This is a genomic window from Agrobacterium vitis, from assembly GCF_037039395.1.
GTDB classification, from domain to species: domain Bacteria; phylum Pseudomonadota; class Alphaproteobacteria; order Rhizobiales; family Rhizobiaceae; genus Allorhizobium; species Allorhizobium vitis_E.
Genome location: NZ_CP146242.1, coordinates 1883179 through 1903510 on the forward strand (window position 1 = coordinate 1883179; position 20332 = coordinate 1903510).

The 20332-nt window shown below is 59.1% G+C and carries 19 protein-coding genes; 9 read left to right on the top strand and 10 right to left on the bottom strand.

The window, feature by feature from the left end; all coding sequences use genetic code 11:
• Positions 1-65 precede the first annotated feature (65 nt).
• The 4 genes from V6582_RS11355 to V6582_RS11370 are packed head-to-tail and all read left to right on the top strand — an operon-like array spanning position 66 to position 4353.
• Positions 66-1877 (top strand): methyl-accepting chemotaxis protein, encoded by a 1812-nt coding sequence (locus V6582_RS11355; RefSeq protein ID WP_156631386.1) that lies wholly within the window; start codon positions 66-68, stop codon positions 1875-1877.
• 1 nt (position 1878) lies between these two features.
• Positions 1879-2373 carry a chemotaxis protein CheW gene (locus V6582_RS11360; RefSeq protein ID WP_156631385.1) on the top strand — a complete coding sequence of 165 codons (495 nt, stop codon included), beginning with the start codon at positions 1879-1881 and terminating at the stop codon, positions 2371-2373.
• A 26-nt stretch (positions 2374-2399) separates the two neighbouring features.
• Positions 2400-3251 carry a CheR family methyltransferase gene (locus V6582_RS11365; RefSeq protein WP_337739214.1) on the top strand — a complete coding sequence of 284 codons (852 nt, stop codon included), beginning with the start codon at positions 2400-2402 and terminating at the stop codon, positions 3249-3251.
• A 7-nt stretch (positions 3252-3258) separates the two neighbouring features.
• Positions 3259-4353 carry a protein-glutamate methylesterase/protein-glutamine glutaminase gene (locus V6582_RS11370; RefSeq protein ID WP_156631384.1) on the top strand — a complete coding sequence of 365 codons (1095 nt, stop codon included), beginning with the start codon at positions 3259-3261 and terminating at the stop codon, positions 4351-4353.
• A gap of 373 nt (positions 4354-4726) precedes the next feature.
• Here V6582_RS11370 and V6582_RS11375 read toward each other — a convergent pair whose 3' ends face one another.
• From V6582_RS11375 to V6582_RS11390, 4 genes are all read right to left on the bottom strand, one after another.
• Positions 4727-5299, bottom strand: a complete 573-nt coding sequence (locus V6582_RS11375) for a protein kinase (RefSeq protein ID WP_156631383.1) — start codon at positions 5297-5299, stop codon at positions 4727-4729.
• Between the two features lie 386 nt (positions 5300-5685).
• Positions 5686-6393, bottom strand: coding sequence for a GIN domain-containing protein (locus V6582_RS11380; protein WP_156631382.1), 708 nt, complete (start codon positions 6391-6393; stop codon positions 5686-5688).
• 33 nt (positions 6394-6426) lie between these two features.
• Positions 6427-6999: a DUF1700 domain-containing protein gene (locus V6582_RS11385; protein WP_156631381.1), complete on the bottom strand. Its 573-nt coding sequence runs from the start codon at positions 6997-6999 to the stop codon at positions 6427-6429.
• A complete protein-coding gene (locus V6582_RS11390; protein ID WP_060718769.1) occupies positions 6996-7322 on the bottom strand; it encodes a PadR family transcriptional regulator in 327 nt (108 codons plus the stop codon). Before V6582_RS11390 ends, V6582_RS11385 begins: the two co-directional genes overlap by 4 nt.
• A 279-nt stretch (positions 7323-7601) precedes the next feature.
• Here V6582_RS11390 and V6582_RS11395 point away from each other — a divergent pair, with 279 nt between their 5' ends.
• Positions 7602-8360 (top strand): AAA family ATPase, encoded by a 759-nt coding sequence (locus V6582_RS11395; protein ID WP_156631380.1) that lies wholly within the window; start codon positions 7602-7604, stop codon positions 8358-8360.
• Between the two features lie 6 nt (positions 8361-8366).
• Here the strand turns inward: V6582_RS11395 and V6582_RS11400 are convergent, their stop codons facing one another.
• The 6 genes from V6582_RS11400 to V6582_RS11425 all read right to left on the bottom strand — a co-directional run bounded on the left by V6582_RS11400 (position 8367) and on the right by V6582_RS11425 (position 14151).
• On the bottom strand, positions 8367-8894 hold the full coding sequence (locus V6582_RS11400; RefSeq protein ID WP_156631379.1) for an RNA pyrophosphohydrolase: 528 nt from the start codon (positions 8892-8894) through the stop codon (positions 8367-8369).
• A gap of 138 nt (positions 8895-9032) precedes the next feature.
• Positions 9033-10223 (bottom strand): divergent polysaccharide deacetylase family protein, encoded by a 1191-nt coding sequence (locus V6582_RS11405; protein ID WP_156631378.1) that lies wholly within the window; start codon positions 10221-10223, stop codon positions 9033-9035.
• Positions 10224-10407: 184 nt separating this feature from the next.
• On the bottom strand, positions 10408-11742 hold the full coding sequence (locus V6582_RS11410; protein WP_156598684.1) for a S41 family peptidase: 1335 nt from the start codon (positions 11740-11742) through the stop codon (positions 10408-10410).
• Entirely contained in the window at positions 11732-13225 is a 1494-nt protein-coding gene (locus V6582_RS11415) for a murein hydrolase activator EnvC family protein (RefSeq protein ID WP_156631377.1), read from the bottom strand. Before V6582_RS11415 ends, V6582_RS11410 begins: the two co-directional genes overlap by 11 nt.
• A 283-nt stretch (positions 13226-13508) precedes the next feature.
• The gene (locus V6582_RS11420; protein ID WP_070152659.1) at positions 13509-13736 is read right to left on the bottom strand and encodes a hypothetical protein; all 228 of its coding nucleotides are present in this window, start codon (positions 13734-13736) and stop codon (positions 13509-13511) included.
• Positions 13737-13920: 184 nt separating this feature from the next.
• The gene (locus V6582_RS11425) at positions 13921-14151 is read right to left on the bottom strand and encodes a DUF1674 domain-containing protein (RefSeq protein WP_156631376.1); all 231 of its coding nucleotides are present in this window, start codon (positions 14149-14151) and stop codon (positions 13921-13923) included.
• Positions 14152-14260: 109 nt separating this feature from the next.
• On the opposite strand from V6582_RS11425, the gene htpX reads away from it, so the two are divergent.
• The 4 genes from htpX (at position 14261) to purH (ending at position 20312) form a co-directional block, all read left to right on the top strand.
• A complete protein-coding gene (gene htpX / locus V6582_RS11430; RefSeq protein WP_156631375.1) occupies positions 14261-15289 on the top strand; it encodes a zinc metalloprotease HtpX in 1029 nt (342 codons plus the stop codon).
• Positions 15280-16752, top strand: coding sequence for an RsmB/NOP family class I SAM-dependent RNA methyltransferase (locus V6582_RS11435; RefSeq protein WP_156631374.1), 1473 nt, complete (start codon positions 15280-15282; stop codon positions 16750-16752). The genes htpX and V6582_RS11435 overlap by 10 nt, the downstream gene beginning before the upstream one ends.
• Before the next feature lie 114 nt (positions 16753-16866).
• On the top strand, positions 16867-18543 hold the full coding sequence (locus V6582_RS11440; protein WP_156631373.1) for a heparinase II/III family protein: 1677 nt from the start codon (positions 16867-16869) through the stop codon (positions 18541-18543).
• A gap of 152 nt (positions 18544-18695) precedes the next feature.
• Positions 18696-20312 carry a bifunctional phosphoribosylaminoimidazolecarboxamide formyltransferase/IMP cyclohydrolase gene (gene purH / locus V6582_RS11445; protein WP_156631372.1) on the top strand — a complete coding sequence of 539 codons (1617 nt, stop codon included), beginning with the start codon at positions 18696-18698 and terminating at the stop codon, positions 20310-20312.
• The last annotated feature ends 20 nt before the right edge of the window (positions 20313-20332 follow it).

A 20332-nucleotide genomic window follows, 5' to 3' on the forward strand; every position in this document is an offset into this window, starting at 1 on the left:
CGGGACAGGCAAGACATTGGCTGTCCTACCACGCTTAAATACGCGGAAATACCTGGGGGACTACCATGCGATTCACGATCAAACTGAAACTGGCCGTAACCTTCGGCTTAATGATCATTATGCTAGGAGTGATGGCATTCTATGGCATAACGAGTCTTTCGACAATCAATCAGGCCAGTACTGATATTATCGCGGGCCCGGCCAAGCGCCTAGAATATGCGCTTACCGCTTCAAATGAAATGTCGGAAACAATTCGCGCCCAGAAAAATGCCCTGCTGTCTAAGAGCGCTGATGATGCGAAAAAGTATTATCAGGCGGGGGCGCAAAATATCGAGGATATGCTTCAACTTGCTGAATCTGGAAGGACCATTGCCAGTGTTGAAGGCAAATCATACTGGGAGGCTTTGATTGCGACCGGCGCTGTTTTCAAGGAAGCTTCGAGCCGTCTTCCCTCTGTCCAGGCTGCGGGCGATTTAGATGCTGCGATCGCATTGTCTAACGGATCAATCCGAGACAGTGCAGCAAAAATGGGAGAAGCTGTCGCAAAGCTCATCGATATCCAGAAAAAGGCCATGGCTAAGGCCGATAGCGACACAGACATTCTTTATGATCAGACGAAGACCTTGATGATATCCATCGCCACAGTGGCAATGCTTTTGGCGTTTGTCGCTGCCATCTGGATCGCCATTAGCATCAGTTCCGGCCTGAAAAAGATCAAGTCCGTTGCAGATGCCGTTGCCATTGGCGATCTGGATCAGGATATCGACATCAGAACCAATGATGAAATCCGCGATGTCGTCGAGAGCGTCAAGGTGATGACCGGCAACCTCAGGGAAACGGCAGCTATCGCCAATCAGATTGCCGATGGCAATTTGACGGTGGCGCCGAAATCCCTGTCCGACAAGGATACGCTCGGCCAGTCCTTGCAGCTAATGGTGGAGCGTCTTCGCGGCGTGGTTGGCGATGCGCTTTCGGCCTCCGACAATGTGTCTTCGGGTAGCCAGCAACTGTCGTCTGCCTCCGAGCAGGTCAGCCAGGGCGCGACGGAACAGGCCTCGTCCGCTGAAGAAGCCTCTGCCTCGATGGAAGAGATGGCAGCCAATATCAAGCAGAATGCCGATAATGCCGCTCAGACCGAAAAGATCGCCCGCCAGTCTTCCAAGGATGCGGAAGCCTCTGGCGAAGCGGTAAACCGTGCGGTTGGCGCGATGCGCACGATTGCCGAGAAAATCTCCATCGTCCAGGAAATCGCTCGTCAGACCGACCTGCTGGCCTTGAATGCAGCGGTTGAAGCCGCCCGTGCCGGTGAGCATGGCAAGGGCTTTGCAGTGGTTGCCTCTGAAGTGCGCAAGCTTGCCGAGCGCAGCCAGGCGGCAGCGGCTGAAATCAGCACACTGTCTGGCCAGACGGTACAGGTGGCAACGGAAGCCGGTGAAATGCTGACGCGGCTTGTTCCTGATATCCGCAAGACGGCAGACCTGATTTCCGAGATCTCGGCGGCGTGCCGCGAGCAGGATGTTGGTGCCAGCCAGATCAACGAAGCGATCCAGCAGCTCGACAAGGTGACACAGCAGAATGCGGGCGCTTCGGAAGAAATGTCTGCAACCTCTGAAGAACTGGCCGCTCAGGCCGAGGAACTCCAAGCTTCCATTGCCTTCTTCAAGGTTGATGGTGCGCATCAGAAGAAGCCTGCACAACAGACCCGGGCTGTTGCCGCTCGCGCTGCGCCAGCGCGGACGGCTGCACCGGCAAAACCCCGCACACCGACATCGTCTCAGACGGTTGCTGCCCAGCAGGCGAGAGCCAAGGGCTTTGCCCTCGATCTCTCCATGGGCGGTCCGGATGAGGAGGATCGCCTCTTTCAGGAAAGCGCGTAACATGAGTGGACAATCGTCAGAATCGCAATTCGTCACCTTCAGCCTTGGTGAAGAAGTGTTTGCCGTGCCCGTTACCGTGGTCCGGGAAATTCTCGATCACGAGGACCCGTTCAAGATCCCGCATGGACCAGATTATCTTCTGGGCCTGCGGGATGTCCGGGGCCAGGGCGTGCCGGTCATTGATCTTCGTCTGCGGCTTGGCATGTCGCGCACGGTGAAGACGCCGCATACCCGGATTCTCGTGATGGATGTGCCACTTACCGACCGCAGTCTTGCGGTCGGGGTGGTGGCCGACAAGGTCTTCGAGGTCATTCCTTTCCGGCACGCCGATATCGAGCAGGCGCCCGATATCGGCATCCGCTGGCGCTCAGACTATATCCAGGGCGTGGTGCGGCGTGAGGCGGGCTTTGTGGTGATCATTGATCTGGCGCGGTTGTTTTCGGGCGATGAAACTGCCCTTGCCTCTTCTTCCGCACCGGCTTTTGCCGTCGCCTGAAAAACCATTACAGGGAGGCCGCCAGCGTGAATGCATTGGCAGAAGCAGTTGTTGGGGACCACAGAATCAGCCCGAAAAATTTCAGGCGTCTGTCGAACTACATTTTTGAATATAGCGGCATCAAGATGCCGGAAACCAAGGTGACGATGCTGGAGGGCCGGTTGCGCAGGCGGTTGCGCGCTACCGGCTTTACGGACTTCGACAGCTATTGCCATTATATTTTCGATGAGGGCGGTCTTGCGACCGAATCCGTCCACCTGATCGATGCGGTAACCACCAACAAGACGGACTTTTTCCGCGAGCCCAACCATTTCGACTATTTGACGCAAAAGGCCTTGCCGGATCTGGAGGCCAGGGGCGTGCGCCGGGTTCGCATTTGGAGTTCGGCCTGCTCCATCGGTGCGGAGCCCTATACGCTTGCCATGGTGATGGCGGAATATACGGAACGCCGCAACGGGATGGACTATCATATCCTGGCAACGGATCTGTCGACAGATGTGCTTCAAAAGGCCCGCCGCGGTGTCTATCCTGCCGATATGCTGGAGCCGGTGCCGCGCACCATGGCGGCGCGGTATGTGATGCACGCGCGTGACAAGCAGCGGAGCGAGGTACGGATCGCGCCAGCACTTCGCACCCATGTCGGTTTTGCCCGGCTCAACCTGATGGACGACAGCTATCAGGTGGGGGAACCGATGGATATTATATTCTGCCGTAATGTATTGATTTATTTTGATAAAAATACGCAGTTCAAGGTGCTGCGACGCCTATGCGATTGCCTTGGCCAAGGGGGCTATATGTTCATAGGCCATTCCGAATCAATTACTGGGCTGGATCTTCCGCTCAAGCAATTGGCCAATACGGTGTTCAGGAAGGTATGATTGTCAGATGCCGAAGAAAATTCGCGTCCTTATTGTCGACGATTCAGCCAGTGTCCGGCAAATCCTGACAAATGTCCTGCAATCCGATCCGGACATCGAGGTCATCGGAGCCGCTTCCGACCCCTTCGTTGCCGCCCGGCGCATTGCCGAGGAAATTCCGGATGTGATCACGCTGGATGTTGAAATGCCGCGAATGGACGGCATCACCTTCCTGCGCAAGCTGATGTCGCAGCGCCCCATTCCGGTGGTGATGTGCTCCTCCCTGACGGAGGCCGGCAGCGAAACTCTGATGCAGGCCATGGAGGCGGGCGCGGTCGACATCATTCTCAAGCCGAAGATCGCCGCTGCGGATCACCTGGCTGAGCAGGCCGAACGAATTTGCCAGGTGGTGAAAAGTGCGGCCCAGGCGCGGCTCGGAACGCGAAAGTCCAGTGTGATGGACCGTGCTTCCGCCAGCGGTGAGCCAGCAAAGAAACTGACCGCGGATGCCATGCTGCCACCACCGACCGGCCGCGCCATGGCCAAGACCACGGAAATGGTGGTTTGTGTGGGAGCATCGACCGGTGGCACCGAGGCGCTTCGGGAATTCCTGGAAAAAATGCCCGCCAACGCCCCGGGCATCGTCATTGTGCAGCATATGCCGGAAAAATTCACGGCGGCCTTTGCCAAGCGCTTGAACGGCCTGTGTGAAATGGAAATCAAGGAAGCCGAAAACGGCGATCCGGTGCTGCGCGGCCATGTTCTGATCGCACCTGGCGATCGCCATATGATGCTGGAGCGCCAAGGGGCGCGGTATCATGTCTCGGTCAAATCAGGCCCGCTGGTGTCGCGTCATCGTCCGTCCGTGGATGTACTGTTTCGCTCGGCGGCCCGCTCGGCAGGCGCCAATGCCATGGGTGTTATCATGACCGGCATGGGGGATGACGGCGCGCGCGGCATGCTGGAAATGCATCAGGCCGGGGCCTTCACGCTTGCCCAGGACGAGGCAAGCTGCATTGTCTTCGGCATGCCCAAGGAAGCCATCGCCCATGGCGGCGTCGACAGGACCGTACCGCTTCACCAGATTGCACCGGAAATTCTGGCAGAGGACCGGAGGCGCTAGAGGTTACTTCGGAAAATTGGTCACCAGTTTTCCGGAAAAGACAAACGAAAACAGAAAGCTATAGCAGTCGGACTTGTGCGGTTTTCATAGTACACGACGCAACTTGATCAATTGGCTTCGCCCCCCTCATCCCCCTGCCGGGGACTTCTCCCCGCTGGGGAGAAGAGGTCCACACGACAGCACTGAGCCTCATCTTAAGGCTGCGGGCAAAGGAGTTTATCAGTTTTTGCGGCGTGTAGAAGGCACAAGAGGATGCCGCAGGTCTCTTCTCTCCATCGGGGAGAAGGTGGCGGCAGAGGCAAGAGGGGGCGGCAAAGCCGAGAGCCGTTTGTGTCGTGTACTCTGGTTCGGTTTTTCTGCACGATGCTATAGCTCACGGTGCCGGGACGTTCCGCTCGGTATCATGTTCCAGGAAGACCTGTCGCGCACGAAGGAGCGCTTCTTCTGGTGGGCGGTTGTTGCGGTATTTTTCGACAATGATCTGGTGAATTTGGTTGCGGATCTCTTCATTGTCTCTGTCTGCGGGAGGCGACGAGGAGATGAGAGCGTGTCCGCGTTTCATTGACCCGCCAAAATTCTCACTCTCTTTGTTTTCAGGCATTTCCGAACGCAAAATCGCTTCACACTTGTCCTGGAAATGCTTCAGATCCGGGTGCTGGAGTGCTTGCTTTGCCTCCTCCAGCCGAGCTTGCAAATCCATCAGCGAATTCAGCAGGAGCATGTCGACTGTTTCAGCGGCGATGATGTCTCCAGTCGGCTGCTCCTTCATCCACTGATAATGGCCCGACAAAGGTGGCTCTGTTTGCAACCGCGTGCGGTGGCGCAGCAACAGCCCTAACACGCCCAAGCCGAAAGCAGGTGGGGTGACAATCAGCAAAGCTTTGATCCAGTTGGATGAGGATTGCCATGTATCGAAAAGATCAGCCCAGAGATTGTAATCGGCCATTGTCCATCCCTCCCGCATCTAGAAACCGATCGACCACCGGAGGCGTGAGCCTCTGGTGGCCGGGGAGCTAGAAAAATCGTACCATGACGACCGCCTCGACCTTTAAGCCGAAGCTCTGGACATGCGTCGAGGCCTCCCCGACCATAAAGAATGGTGGGAGCAGACCATATAAACATGGCCCACCGCCTCAGCCACAAACCTATGGCTGAGGGGTGTCATTTAACGGCCGACACCGACCGCATGGTAAGGAGTTTTCTAGGCTCCGGGACTGGCCCCGTTCCGACCAATCCTGATGCAACCATAGGGTATTGTCGGCAGGAGGGGAACAGGGAATTTTGGGGGGCGAATGTAAAACAATGCAGTCGAGTTTGAAGGGCTCGACGAGGTTAGGGTGCTTGCACGATGCGACCGCTGCCGTTGATTTCTGAACGCCGCAACGTCGGGTGACCGGCGAGATCAACATTGCCGCTCCCGGAAATAGACACATCCGCATCTTTCAGCGCTGTCATGTCTGCGTTCCCGCTGCCGAGGATCACGATTCGTGCGGACTGAGCCGTCAGCCTCTTGAGCTGGGCGGTACCCGACCCTGACATGTCCACATCGACCGTCTCGGCAGCTCCCGTCGCGGAAACGCTGCCGCTCCCCTTTATGCTCAATCGCAATTGAGGCTGGTTGATGTGCGATAGCGATAGGTTGCCGCTTCCAAGCAGCTTCCAGTCTGTTATCGCAGGCCCCGACACGCTGATATAGAGTTTTGATTGAGACCAGCCCAGATGGCAATCCAGGCTCAGCCGGTGGCCATCCAATCGGACATGTTCAACCAGGGTAGGATCGCCACTGACGATTACTTCCGCCTTATCGCCAGGCTGATAGCGGACCGAAGCCGGCAAATCGATGGTAAGACTGTCGCTGGCGGTAAAGGGCAGGGTGACCTGATGGTTGGTGGATTGGCTCGATCCGCAGTTGGAGGATGTCGTTGCCCACAATTGCCGGGCTCCACCCCAATTTTCGCCTGAAATTCCGATACCCAATGTTAGAAAAACGACTGCACCAATCAGTCCCGTCGTTGCAACGAATGCCAATTTTCTCGTCATTGTCCGTTCCTTCAATGAGGTGTCAGGGAAAGCTCAAGCGTGATCCGGGCTTAATTGAGCCAGGCGAAAATGCAGCCGTGCATAGTGGCCGAGTATGCGGATACCGGTGCCCAGCCCCATCAACAACAATGCGCCGCCGCCCAGGAACCCGCTGACAAGGCCCGCGCCGATCAGCAGTTGCGACAGCGTTTCTGTTGTTGGTCCATCTAGGGGAAACAGCATCGTGGTAATGATGATTTTCACGCCCGCCGCTCCGATGGCCGTGAGTGCAACGCCAAGGCCGAACACGATAAAGAACGCCACGGTAAGCAGGGGCAGTAAAAACAGGATGTCAACGATGGCGAGCCCTGCCAGCGCCATCATGGCCGCCAGCATATTCGACAGGCTCCAATGGGATTCGAAACGGCGCAGCCCCATTTCGGCTCTGAGTTCCCTGGCAATTCTGGCCGGATTGCCCAAGGCCGCCGCAACCTCCTGTTCACTGCGGCCGGAAGCGGCTGATTCGGCAAAGTGAGCCTGATAATCGGCGACGATGTCATCCACTTCTTGAGCAGGCAAACTGGCCAGCCCCAGTCTCAGCATGCGTAAGAAGGCATCCTTGGTCATGGCAAATCCTCAAGAAGTTTATCGACGGCGCTTGCAAAGGAGCGCCAGTCGCGGCGATGAGCTTCGAAAATTGTTCGGCCCTGTTCCGTGAGCCGATAATATTTGCGTGGTGGCCCATTGCTGGACTCAACGATGCGGGTGGCCACCAATCCGTCATTCTGCATTCGACGCATCAGCGGATAGATCGTACCTTCTCCCATGCCGACGGCGCTGACCAATGTACTGGCGATTTCGTAGCCATAGCTTTCGCCGTGAGAAAGCACAGCCAGGACGCAGAGGTCGAGGGCGCCTTTCCGCAATTGAACTTGGATCGAGTCAGTCATGGGTACCTCAGCTTTGTATTTTGAATATAACAAGCTATCTGTTTATACAAGGTAGTGGGTTAAGTTTTTCGGCGGGGATGAGTGCGCAAAAGATATGGGGCTTATGGTTGGAAACGAACTTGGCGCGCCCTGATCTGCCGTCGTATTTCGTCCAACAAATAACCTCCGGTTAACCATGTGGCGTCACAATGGATTTGCCCGATGCGAATGGGTTGCCCGATATGTTTGGGCTCTTGGAGAGCGATGCATGGCTCCGTTATGGCTGACCGAGGTTGCTTCATGCCCATCATTACCTTCGCCAATACCAAGGGCGGTGCCGGAAAGACCACGGCGGTTCTGTTGCTTGCGACGGAACTGGTGCGCCGGGGCTACTCAGTTTCGGTGATCGACACCGATCCGCAGCGCTGGATTTCCCGCTGGTTCGAGGGCGCGGACGGTTATGCCAGCAACTTGCGCGTCGCCACCTATATCTCCGTCAATGCCCTGGCCCGCACCATCGAGGCTTACCGTGGCAGCTCCGATTATGTGATCGTCGATCTGCCCGGCGCGCAATCACCCTTGCTGGCGACGGCGCTTGGTCTTTCCGATCATGTGCTGATCCCCATCCAGGGCAGTGCCATGGATGCCCAGGGCGGCGCCCAGGTAATCGAACTGCTGCAATATCTGTACAGCAAGGGCAATATCCGCATTCCCCATTCTGTGGTTCTGTCGCGGGTTAATTCACTGGTCACCACCCGCGCGCTTCGTGCCGTCAAACTGCTTCTGGCTGAACGGTCAGTGCGGGTTCTGGCGACGCCGATCATCGAGCGCGCCGCCTATCGCGATATGTTTGAATATCGCACCAGCCTGCACCGCCTCGACCCGGAGCGGGTCAGCAATCTGGATAAGGCTATCGCCAATGCCGAGCGCTATTGCGACGAGGTGGAAATGCTGGTGCCTGCCATCCGCATGCCGGTTGCCGATAACCTGACGAATAGCCGGGCCGATAACGGCAATCGCGGTTTTGTGGAAATGCCACTGTTGCGGGCCGCCTACTGATAACCGTCAGGCCTCGGCAGGGGAAAGATGCCGGAAGGCGGCGACCACCTGTTCGTAGACGCCGCGTTTGAATGGCACGATCAGGTCCGGCAGTTCTGCCATTGGCTTCCATTGCCATTCATCGAATTCGGCATGCTGGCTGGTCGGCGGCGGATTGATCTGGATTTCGTTTTCGTCGCCGTCGAAGCGAAAAGCAAACCAGCGTTGTGTCTGGCCGCGAAACTTGCCGCGAAGACCAATGCCGATTAGGGCTGGCGGCAGATCGTAATTGATCCAGTTCGGCGCTTCGGCCAGCAGGGTAACGGTTTTCATGCCGGTTTCTTCGTAAAGCTCGCGATAGGCTGCCTCTTTCGGGTCTTCACCCGGATCGATCCCGCCCTGCGGCATCTGCCAGAGCTGCGGCGAGCCATCATATTCGGAATTGAGCAGCGGAATGCGGCGGCCGGCCCAGACCAGTCCTTGCGCATTCAGCACCATGATGCCGACACAGGGGCGATAGGGCAGATCCTCGGCTTTGACGGTGGTCTGGGTCATGGTGTCCTCACTGGAGCATGTCTCCCGAAAGTGTGCAGCGGTTTCGGGAAAAAGACATGCGAAAACAAAATTCTATAGCATGTCAGGTGATTACCTCATCACGTGACATGCTATAGATCATCGGGCCGCCTGTAAAAATCACTGTTGCGCTTCCATGGCAAGGGCGGAAACGCCGACGATTTCGATGCCGCGTGCCTTGGCGCCTTCCGCCCATTTGGCAATGGCATTGACGCTTTCATCAAACGCCGAGGCAACACCGATGGCAGAGCCATTGCGCCGGGCAATCCGCTCCAGCTCGTCCAGCCGTTTCAGGATGGCCTGTTCCTGGATCTGGTCGTCCAATTGCAGATCGGCGACGGAAAACGGCATGTTCATCGCCTTGGCGAATGTGGCTGTCAGGGATCTTGCCGAGGAGCCGTCATCGAGAAACAGCAGGCCACGCGCCGCAATATCGCGCATGACAGGGTCCATCGCGCCGCTGTCGGACAGGAAACGCCCGCCCATGTAATTCATCAATCCGGTATAATTGGTCATGCTGGCCATGGCCTTATGCAGGTCACGCAGATTGTCAGTGGCGGGGCGCCCAACCTGCAATGTGCCTCGGCCTGGATCATTTGCCGGGTAACCAACAGGCTCCAGCGGCACCTGCAACAGGATCTCATGGCCGCCGCGCCGCGCTTCCTGCATCCAGCGCGACAGGCTGTTGCCGCTGGCGGCAAAACCCAGTGTCACTTGTTCCGGCAGGTGCTTGATTGCTCTTTGGGTGCCTGTCTGGCTGAGGCCGAGGCCGCTGACGACGATGGCCACCCGTGTTCCATGCGCGCCTGACCATGGCCGTGCATATTGCTCGACGGGCCGCAGCCCGTCGCGTCCCGTCACCGGGATTTGCCCCTCTGGACTGTTTTCCAACAGGTCCGGATTGGGCATCGTTGCCACGCGGGCGTCCTGGCCCACATGCGGCGTGGCGACCAGGGCCGGGCCGGAGCCGCCCCGGCTGGCGGGTGAATATTTGGTGACAACCGAACCGTCCGGCAGGGTCGAGCGCTCTACTGTGGCGCCGGAGGTCGGGGCGCGGGCTTCCATGCTGCGGGACGGGCCGGGCGCTTTCGCGGCTGGCTCCTCGGCAGGAACGGCCGCCGCAACCGGCTGGGTCGTGGTGAGCGGAGGCGGATTGCGCAGCGGAAGCGGGGTGAGTGTTGTGTAAACGGACAGGCCGAGAAGAGCGACCGAGCTTGCTGCTGTCAGTGCCTTGAAGGGAGAGATTTTCGGACCGCCCGTGCGGCGCTTCTTGCGGTTCTGGCCCAAAGCTGCGTGCAGATCAGCGCTCAATGTCATGTCCTTCGGCGCATTGGATTGGACTGTCCTCTCCATGCCGCGAATCACTTCGCCATTTCGATGACCATGCCTTTCCCTTCCATACGGTTCAAGCTTTGCCTGCGTGCAACGGGAAAGGCGCTATAAACGAAAAATGCCGGCCCCGAGGCCGGCATTTCGAGGACCTACAATCTGGTCCTTACTTCTTCTTGGCGCTTTCCAGCACGGCCTTGCTTGGGTCCGGCGGGAAGGACGGGTCTGTCTTGGCGCCGCGCAGCAGGTCGAGTGCGTAGTTAAGCTGCACGTCATCCTTCGGGTCCGGCGGCACATAGGCAACCGAGCCGGAGCCTTCTTCCGTCTCGCTCTGGCCCTGGATATGGCCCGGCAGCGAGGATTCGCCCTCGGTGCGCAGCTTGCCTTGCAGATCGGCGGGCAGCGGTTCTTCCACCTTGATATCAGGATGGATGCCCGTCCCCTGGATCGACTTGCCGGATGGCGTGTAATAGAGCGCCGTCGTCAGGCGCAGTGCGCCCTTGTCGCCCATCGGGATGATGGTCTGCACGGAACCCTTGCCGAAGCTGCGGGTGCCGACCACGGTTGCCCGCTTCAGGTCCTGAAGCGCGCCAGCGACAATTTCAGATGCCGAGGCCGAACCACCATTGACCAGCACGATCAAAGGCTTGCCATCGGTCAGATCGCCAGCGGTGGCATTGAAGCGGCGGGTGTCTTCCGGATCGCGCGAGCGGGTGGAGACGATTTCGCCCTTCTGCAGGAAGGCGTCGGAGACGTAAATCGCCTGATCGAGCAGACCGCCCGGATTGAGGCGCAGGTCGAGAACGAAGCCCTTCAGCTTATCGGCCGGGACTTCCTTCTTGATCTTGTTGATCGCGGCTTCCAGATCGTCATAGGTCTTTTCGGTAAACGAGATCACCCTGACATAGCCGACATCGCCATCGACGCGAGACTTGACGGCGCGGATCGGGATGATTTCGCGCATGACGCTCATCTCGATCGGCTTGTCAGCGCCCTTGCGCAAAATGGTCAGCTTGATCGGCGTATTGACCGCGCCACGCATCTTTTCAACGGCGTCGTTGAGCTGCATGCCGCGTACGGGTGTGCCATTGATCTCGGAGATCATGTCGCCGGCCAGAATGCCGGCCTTTGCGCCGGGTGTGTCGTCGATGGGGGTAATGACCTTGACCAGGTCGTTTTCCATCGTCACTTCGATGCCGATGCCGCCGAATTCACCCTTGGTCTGGGTCTGCATGTCCGCCGCTTCCTGGGCGTTCATGTAGCTGGAATGGGGATCGAGAGAGCTCAACATGCCATTGATGGCGGCTTCGACCAGTTTCTTCTCGTCGGGAGGCGTGACATACTGAGCGCGGACACGCTCGAACACGTCTCCAAAAATCGCCAGTTCCTTGTAAGTGGAATTGCCTGCCGCCTCGGCAGGAACGCCAGCCGAATAAACAACGCTCATCGCCGTCGCGCCCATCAGCGCGCCAACCAGCATTATAGAAGCCCTACGTATCATTGCGAACCTTTCCGGCGTCCTTCGCCCACCATGGTCGGGAATCAACCGAGTTACCGTCTTTTCTGAATTCTATGTAAAGGGTTGGGCGATCTGTTTCCAGCGCGAAAGCAGCTGCGCTGACGACTCTCTTTTCACCCATAGCACCAATCGGCTCGCCGGACAGCACGAATTGTCCGGCATGCACGTTGACACGGTCCATGCCGGACAAAACTATGTGATATCCGTTGCCTGTATTGAGGATGGCCATTTTCCCGTAACTGCGGAACTGTCCCGCATACACCACCGTGCCGTCGGCGGGGGCAATCACCACGGCTGCCGGCGCGGTGGCAAGAACAATCCCCTTGGCCTCGTGACCGGTGCCGTCGGGATCGCCGAATTGCCGCAATACATCGCCCACAGCCGGAAGTTCCAGCTTCGCCTTCAACTCTTCAAAGGAAAATGCGGGGGCAATGCGGTTTTTATCGGGCGGCGTGGTCTGGGCCTGAAGGCGCGCCTGCTCCCGTTGCGCATCGGTCATCTGGCGGCGCTTTTCCTCTTCCAGCTTTGCCTGGTCGGTGGCTTGGCGCACAGAGGCGATTTCGTTTTCCAGGCTGCCGATCAGGCCCTGAAGCGATGAGGATTTCTGCGCAAGCTCCTGCGAGCGCGCCAGTTCTTCTTGCAGTTGGGCGTTGTTTTGCTGGCTCAGGCGGGCGTTTTCAGCCAGAAGCATGTCCATGCGGGCTTCTTCTTCCTGGCGGCTTTTCAGGCTGGCGACCATCTTTTCGCGCTCATCGATGCTTGCCTTGCGCAGGTTGGTCAGCTCCTGCAAATCCTGGGCAAGCTTCTCGGTTTCCTTGCGCATGCCAGGCACCACAGCGCCAAGCAGAATGGCGGTGCGCACCGCCCCCAAGGCATCTTCCGGCGTGACCAGCAGAGCTGGCGGCGGATTGCGGCCCATGCGCTCCAGGGCACCCAGCACCTCGGCCAGCACGGCGCGCCGCGCCCGGAACGATTTGTGGATGACGTCTTGCCGGACACCGTAGTCCGCCAGCTTCTTTTCGCCATCGGCGATCTTTTGCTCCAGATCCTTGCGGCGTGCGGCAGAATCGATCAGCGCCTGGCGCAGGCTGGTGCTGCTCTTATCCAGCGCATCGATGCTTTTGCGCAGCTCCTCGGATTTTTCCGAGGAAAGCTGCATGGATTGGGACAGATCCTGCAATTGACGGGAAACGTCCTCACGCTTGGCCCGCAAAGCACCGGCGGGATCGTCGGGGCTCGTCTGGCTCGAAGCGTCTGGGCCTGCCTGGGGGCCAATATCGCCCGGGCTTGTTGGGTTGCTGGGGCTGTTGGGCGTTATGGAGGGCTGCGTCGAAGCTGGACTATCCGGGGCTGGCACTTGCTGGGCCTTGGCGGAGGACAGGGCCATGGCACAAAGGACTGCGATTGTCCCGCACGACAGTGTTCGAGAGGCTAGCCGCCTGCGTGCGAAGGAGTGGGATGTCATCGCGGTTTTGATCGTGCCTCTGTCTCTTTGCCTGGCTCTTTGCGGTCTATCCCGGCTTTTTATCCGGACGAAGAAATCCGTTTCAGTCTTTCCCGATAGACGCCGCGAAACCCAGACGATCACGCCAAGCTAACCGATTTGCACCGAAGCGAAAAGTACAGCAGAGAAAAGTCCAGGCTTCTCAATAAAGCTGAGGCCCACACGTGCTATCCACGTGCGGGCCTCAGCTTGAACAATCACAGGTGATTGCGGCAATTATACAGCATTGGCATGCGTCATGCCATTAACGGCAGACCCGTACCCTCTTGACGATTTTCTCGCCATGGTGCCAGCGAACCACTTTGCGAACCTTGCAATGCGGCGGCGGCGGTGGTGGGCGGTGCATATGGCGCGGCGGCGGGCCACGGCGCTCGTCCGGTGGAGGCATCATACCCGATTGAGCGTAAGCGGGGATAATACTGCCGGCCATCGCCGCAATGGCAAAAACCGAAGCAAGAAAAATTTTCTTCATGGAGTTCCTCTGAACATTTCCTGAGTTCCGCTGGCATGAACGTCGCGCAGGGCAAAAGGTTTCATGATAAAACAAGCTTTCACCGAGACGTGATTACGACAGGAAAACGGCCATTGGAGGGCAGTGGCTTTCGATGCCCAGTCGGGTTTGTCGTCTGGCTGGTTCAATCCGAACTTGAGAGACCTTAGAAATCGATGGCGCGGCCGTTGATTTCCCAATCGCCGAACCGGGCCGGGTCCGCGCCGCCGCGTCCACCGACTTCCGGCGCCGGCTTTTGGGCCTGCTCCGCCTTGCGGCGCTCCTCGGCTTCGGCCAGCGCACGGGCTGCGGCAGGCGACAGCGTTTTCAGTGCGGCTTCGGTGCCAGCACTGTTTGCTGTGCCGGGATCTTGTCTGTCGTTCTGGTGCTCGTCCATTCGGCATCCATCCTGTAGCAATTGAAAATGATCGATGGTCTTTACATATGTAGGACATCGCAGCGAGCTGGAAAACCCTCTCCGCTGCCGGACCCTTTTGGAGGACCCGATGAATATCATGCGCACCGCCATGCTTCTGGCATTCATGACCGCCCTGTTCATGGGCGTCGGCTTCCTGATTGGCGGCAAGGCCGGGATGATGATCGCGCTGGTCATTGCCGGTGCGATGAACCTGTTTTCCTACTGGAATTCCGACCGGATGGTGCTGTCGGCCTATCACGCCCAGGAGGTCGATCCGCGCAATGCGCCGGAATTTTATGAGATCGTCCGTGGTCTCACCCAAAATGCCGGTCTGCCGATGCCCAAGGTCTATATTTTCGACAATCCGCAGCCCAATGCCTTTGCCACCGGTCGCAATCCGCAAAACGCTGCCGTTGCCGCCTCGACCGGCCTGCTGCAGGCGCTGACGCCGGAAGAAGTGGCGGGCGTGATGGCCCATGAGCTTGCCCATGTCGAGCACCGCGACACGCTGACCATGACGATCACCGCGACGCTGGCCGGGGCGATTTCGATGCTGGGCAATTTTGCCTTCTTCTTTGGCGGTCGCCGCGACGAAAACGGCAATGGCGGTGGCATTATCGGTCCGCTCGTGGCGATGATTGTCGCGCCCTTTGCCGCCATGCTGGTGCAGATGGCTATCAGCCGAACCCGCGAATATGCCGCTGACCGGCGTGGCGCGGAAATCTGCGGCAATCCGCTATGGCTGGCTTCGGCACTGGCAAAAATCGCTGGCGCTCACCAGCCCAATTATCAGGCCGAGCGCAATCCGGCCACAGCTCATATGTTCATCATCAATCCCTTGTCGGGCCAGAAGATGGACAGCCTGTTTTCCACCCATCCCGATACCGGCAACCGGATCGCTGCGCTGCAAGCTTTGGCGCAGGAGATGGGCGCGCGTCAGGCAAACGTCTATCGCCCGCAGCATAGCAAGCCTGCTGCTTCAGGCCCATGGGGCGGTGGCGCGGAAAGATCGACGGATGATCCCTGGGGTGTTAAGGGAGGCGCAGGCACGCGCTCCGTTCCCAAAATCGGACGGCGCGGCAAGGATAATGACGCCCCGAAGGGACCATGGAATTGAACGAAAGACGCGGCAAATCTCCAACCGATAAACCATCCTCCGGCCATCGGGAGTCCACCCATGGCAAACAGGATGGCCAATCCAGGCCCAAGTCCGATAAGCCGCGCAGGCCAGCGTATGACGACAAGCCGGGGCTGGAAGCGCGCATGGCCGCGAGCCGTCTTCTGGCGGCGGTGATCGACCGAAAGACCTCGCTGGATGGCATGATGGACGGTGACCATGGCAATCCGGCCTATGCCGCCCTGTCGGAGGCCGATCGTGGTCTGGTGCGGGCCATTCTCAATACGTCCTTACGCTTTCTGCCCCGCATCGAGGCCATGCTGGCCCGGCTGCTGGACGCGCCTTTGCCCGACGGTGCGCGCGCGCTTTATCATTCGCTGATCGTTGCCGCCGCGCAAATGGTCTACCTTGATGTCCCCGATCATTCCGCTGTCGATCTTGCCGTCGAACAGGCCAATCGCGATCCGCGCAGCCGCCGGTTCGCCAAGCTGGTCAATGCGGTTTTGCGCAGGCTGGGCCGTGAAAAGCAGGCACTTTTGGCGGATGTCGAAGATGTCATCTGCATGCCCAACTGGTTCTTCGAACGGCTGATCGCAGTCTATGGGGAGGAGGAAGCTCGGCGGATTGCGCAGGCCCAATTGACCCCGGCTGCCATCGACCTGACCGTCAAGGCCGATCCTGCCATTTGGGCCGAAAAGCTCAATGGCGTGGTGTTGCCGACCGGCAGCATCCGGCTGGCAAGCTTTGCCGGCGCGGTTTCAGCGCTTCCCGGTTTCGAAGAGGGCGCCTGGTGGGTTCAGGATGCGGCGGCTGCCCTTCCCGTGCGGATGTTCGGGTCCCTAGAAGGCAAGCGGGCGGTGGATCTCTGTGCTGCTCCCGGCGGTAAGACGGCGCAATTGACTGCCGCGGGCGCGGTGGTGACGGCGGTCGAGCAATCGGCCAACCGGCTGAAGCGCCTGGATGGCAACCTGCAACGGCTGGGCTTTTCAGCGCAACTGGTTCATCAGGACCTGATGGAGTTCACGCTAGGGGAGGACCATCCGGGCTTTGACGCCGTGTTGCTGGATGCGCCCTGTTCTTCCACCGGCACGACGCGTCGGCATCCGGACGTGTTTTACACCAAGGGTCCGCAGGACATCGTCAAGCTGGCGGGCGTGCAGGAACGGTTGCTGCGCCACGCCGTGACGCTGCTGGCGCCGGGCGGCTCTATCGTGTTTTCCAATTGCTCGCTTGATCCGCAGGAGGGCGAGCATGTTGTGGCTCGGGTTCTTGCCGATCATCCAGAGTTGGAGCGGGTTGCGATGCAGGTCGCCGACTGGCCGGGTCTGGAAGACGCGATCACTCCGCTTGGCGAATTTCGCACCACGCCTGCTATGTTGCCTGGGCTTGCCATGTTGCCGGGCGGCGATAGCCATGCGGGCGGACTGGATGGCTTTTATGCCTGCCGTTTACGTCGGGTTTAAATAAATCTTTACACAATTGGCGGCTGATAAACCGACATCCTTCGATTTCGGTTTATCAGCCTCATACTTTTATCGCGCAGGGCCAAAGCGGGATTGCGCGCAACGGAATGTCGAATGCCACAGAAACAGGGCCAGAGTTTGCCGGTGCTCTACGTCCGCGAAGGTTGGCGGCGATGGAAGCGGCGCGGCTGGTTGCCCGTACGTGCTGCGTTTTCGCGGCTGCACCGTCGGCAGGTCCGCCTGCTGGTGGCGCCGACCGATCTGCGGGTGGTCGATGCCCATGTGGCGACAGAGATTTTCGAAGGACGCTTTCCGCTTGCGGGACGCTTGCTGGAATGCGGACGCGCCTCGCCCTTCACCCTGGAACTGCCCTCGCAGGTGTTTGCCGCCAAGCTCCATTCCTTTTCCTGGCTCCGGCATATCCGCGCCAACAAGACACCGGAAGCATCGGCCCATGCGCGCGCCATTGTCGATAGCTGGATCAAGCTGAACGGCAAGCGGGTTGGAATCGGCTGGGAGGCTGGCATACTGGGCCAGCGGATCATTGCCTGGCTGTCCCATTCGCCGGTTGTGCTCCAGGATTGCGAGAGCGGGTTTTACCGGCGTTTCCTGAAAAGTCTCAGCCGTCAGGTTGCCTATGCCGGACTGAGCGCCGACCTCGCCCCTGACGGAGTGGACCGGCTGAAATTGCGCATCGCTCTGGCCATGGCCTCGATTGCCATGTCGGCCTCGGCGCGCCAGATCCGCAAGGCGGCCCATTTCCTTGACCTGGAACTGGAGCGGCAGGTGTTGGCCGATGGTGGGCATATCTCCCGCAATCCGCAGGCAGCACTCGACATCCTGTTCGATTTGCTGCCGCTGCGGCAGACCTATGTCAATCTCGGTCATGACGTGCCGATCAAGCTGATTTCCACCATCGACCGGATGTTTCCCGCCATAAGGTTCTTTCGCCACAGCAATGGCGATCTGGCGCTGTTCAATGGCGCCACGGCAACGCTTGCCAATGATCTGATGTCGGTGCTGCGCTATGACGAAAGCGGCGGCCAGCCATTCCGGGCCTTGCCGCACAGCCATTATCAGCGGTTGGCGGCCGGCGGTGCCGTCGTTCTGGTCGATACCGGCGTGCCTGCGAAAGGCGATGTCAGCCGCACCGCCCATGCGGGTTGCCTGTCTTTCGAGCTGTCTTGCGGGCGCCATCGGCTGGTGGTCAATTCCGGCACGCCGCGTTTTGCCGGAGAGCGATACAGGCAGATGGCGCGGGCAACGGCAGCCCACTCGACTTTGGTGATCGGCGATCAATCCTCCTGCCGCATCTCGACCTCGCGGTTTCTGGGACCGGTCATTGTCGGCGGCGTCTCTTCGGTGGAGGTGATGCGCCGGGCCGGTGACGATGGCAGCGACCATCTGACCGCCCGCCATGACGGCTATCTCAGGGGTTTTAACAGTCTGCATGAGCGTGATCTGCGCCTTAATGCGACGGGCACCAAGCTGGTGGGGCATGACCGGCTGCTATCGGACAAGGGCCAGCCGCTGGCCGATATGCCGAAGGGCGGGGTCATCATCCGTTTTCACATTCACCCCTCGGTGCGCCTCACCCAGGAGGATGACCACAACATCCGGCTGACCGCCAATGGTGGTAGCGAGACTTGGATGTTTTCCTCTCCCACCGGCTATCCTGTGATTGCCGAGGACGTATTTTTCGCGGGCCTTTCCGGCATTCAGGCTTCCGAACAGATCGAGCTTGTCCTGGAAACGCCGGAAATCTGGTGGTTTTTTTCAAAGCAGGGATAAGGCTGTTTCCTCTGGCAATATGCTGTGCTAGGCGGGCAGGCATCATGCTTGCCGCCGGTCTGCGGGCTGTCTCGGTTATTTTTGTTCACGCAATTCCACATATGGGATGCTTTTGAAGTCCATCCAGGAATTGCTCTTTCGGAGTGAAGGCCATGGCTGTTGTCTCGAAGAAAATCCCTGTTCCGGACAGAGTGCAGATTCGCACCGCCCTGCTGTCGGTGTTCGACAAGAGCGGCATTGTCGATCTTGCCCGGGCCTTGAACGATATGGGTGTGCGGCTGCTATCGACCGGCGGCACCTACAAGGCGCTGATCGAGGCAGGCCTGCCCGCCACCGACGTGTCAGAAGTGACCGGCTTTCCGGAAATCATGGATGGCCGGGTCAAGACCCTGCATCCTTCCGTGCATGGCGGCCTTCTCGCCATCCGCGACGATGAAGACCACGTTAAGGCCATGCAGGCCCATAAGATCGAGGCCATCGATCTCGCGGTCATCAATCTTTATCCGTTCGAGGCAGTTCTGGCGGCGGGCGGCGATTATCCGACCACGGTCGAAAATATCGATATCGGTGGCCCGGCAATGATCCGCGCCTCTGCCAAGAACCACGCCTATGTCACCGTGGTGACCGACCCCGCCGACTATGCCCAGCTTCTGGAAGCGCTGAAAGCTGACGATTGTCACACGCCTTATGCGCTCCGCCAGCAATTTGCCGCCCGCGCTTACGCCCGCACCGCCGCTTATGACGCAACCATTTCCAACTGGTTTGCCGAGGCGCTTGCCATCGAGACGCCACGCAATCGGGTGATCGGCGGCAGCCTGCGCGAGGAAATGCGCTATGGCGAGAACCCGCACCAGAAAGCAGGTTTCTACGTTACCGGCGATCAGCGCCCGGGCGTCGCAACTGCCACGCTTTTGCAGGGCAAGCAGCTTTCCTATAACAATATCAACGATACGGATGCCGCCTTCGAGCTGGTTTCGGAATTTCTGCCTGAAAACGGCCCGGCCTGCGCTATCATCAAACATGCCAATCCATGCGGTGTCGCGGTCGGCAAGACGCTCGCCGATGCCTATCGCCGGGCCCTGGCCTGCGATAGTGTTTCGGCTTTCGGCGGCATTATCGCGCTGAACCAGACCCTGGACGCTGAAACCGCCGAAGAAATTGTCAAGCTGTTTACCGAAGTGATCATCGCCCCTGATGTCACGGAAGAGGCAAAGGCCATCATTGCCCGCAAGGCCAATCTCCGGCTGTTGACCACCGGCGGCCTGGCCGACCCACGCGCGCCAGGTCTGACTGCCAAGACAGTATCGGGTGGCCTGCTGGTGCAAAGCCGCGACAATCTGGTGGTGGAAGATCTGGACCTGAAGGTGGTTACCAAGCGCGCGCCGACCGTAGCCGAGCTGGAAGACATGAAACTGGCCTTCAAGATCGCCAAGCATGTGAAATCCAATGCAGTGATCTATGCCAAGGACGGCCAGGCGGTCGGCATCGGTGCAGGCCAGATGAGCCGGGTGGATTCCGCCCGGATCGCCGCGATGAAAGCCGAGGACGCGGCCAAGGCCATGGGGCTTGCCGAGCCGCTGACCCGTGGCTCTGCCGTCGCCTCCGAAGCGTTCTATCCCTTTGCTGATGGATTGCTGGCTGCAATTGCCGCCGGTGCGACGGCGGTGATTCAGCCGGGCGGTTCCATGCGCGATGCCGAGGTGATTGCTGCTGCCGACGAGCACGGTGTCGCCATGGTCTTTACCGGCGTGCGCCATTTCCGGCATTGATTGGCTGTTATTCTGCTAAA

Excerpts from the sequence above, each read along its gene's own strand:
- V6582_RS11355 (WP_156631386.1), top strand. The coding sequence starts at position 66 with ATGCGATTCACGATCAAACTGAAACTGGCCGTAACCTTCGGCTTAATG.
- V6582_RS11395 (WP_156631380.1), top strand. The coding sequence starts at position 7,602 with ATGCCCATCATTACCTTCGCCAATACCAAGGGCGGTGCCGGAAAGACC.
- V6582_RS11420 (WP_070152659.1), bottom strand. The coding sequence starts at position 13,736 with ATGAAGAAAATTTTTCTTGCTTCGGTTTTTGCCATTGCGGCGATGGCC.
- V6582_RS11370 (WP_156631384.1), top strand. The coding sequence starts at position 3,259 with ATGCCGAAGAAAATTCGCGTCCTTATTGTCGACGATTCAGCCAGTGTC.
- V6582_RS11400 (WP_156631379.1), bottom strand. The coding sequence starts at position 8,894 with ATGACCCAGACCACCGTCAAAGCCGAGGATCTGCCCTATCGCCCCTGT.
- V6582_RS11415 (WP_156631377.1), bottom strand. The coding sequence starts at position 13,225 with ATGACATCCCACTCCTTCGCACGCAGGCGGCTAGCCTCTCGAACACTG.
- htpX (WP_156631375.1), top strand. The coding sequence starts at position 14,261 with ATGAATATCATGCGCACCGCCATGCTTCTGGCATTCATGACCGCCCTG.
- V6582_RS11390 (WP_060718769.1), bottom strand. The coding sequence starts at position 7,322 with ATGACTGACTCGATCCAAGTTCAATTGCGGAAAGGCGCCCTCGACCTC.
- V6582_RS11440 (WP_156631373.1), top strand. The coding sequence starts at position 16,867 with ATGCCACAGAAACAGGGCCAGAGTTTGCCGGTGCTCTACGTCCGCGAA.
- V6582_RS11385 (WP_156631381.1), bottom strand. The coding sequence starts at position 6,999 with ATGACCAAGGATGCCTTCTTACGCATGCTGAGACTGGGGCTGGCCAGT.
- V6582_RS11360 (WP_156631385.1), top strand. The coding sequence starts at position 1,879 with ATGAGTGGACAATCGTCAGAATCGCAATTCGTCACCTTCAGCCTTGGT.
- V6582_RS11380 (WP_156631382.1), bottom strand. The coding sequence starts at position 6,393 with ATGACGAGAAAATTGGCATTCGTTGCAACGACGGGACTGATTGGTGCA.
- V6582_RS11425 (WP_156631376.1), bottom strand. The coding sequence starts at position 14,151 with ATGGACGAGCACCAGAACGACAGACAAGATCCCGGCACAGCAAACAGT.
- V6582_RS11375 (WP_156631383.1), bottom strand. The coding sequence starts at position 5,299 with ATGGCCGATTACAATCTCTGGGCTGATCTTTTCGATACATGGCAATCC.
- V6582_RS11410 (WP_156598684.1), bottom strand. The coding sequence starts at position 11,742 with ATGATACGTAGGGCTTCTATAATGCTGGTTGGCGCGCTGATGGGCGCG.
- V6582_RS11435 (WP_156631374.1), top strand. The coding sequence starts at position 15,280 with ATGGAATTGAACGAAAGACGCGGCAAATCTCCAACCGATAAACCATCC.
- purH (WP_156631372.1), top strand. The coding sequence starts at position 18,696 with ATGGCTGTTGTCTCGAAGAAAATCCCTGTTCCGGACAGAGTGCAGATT.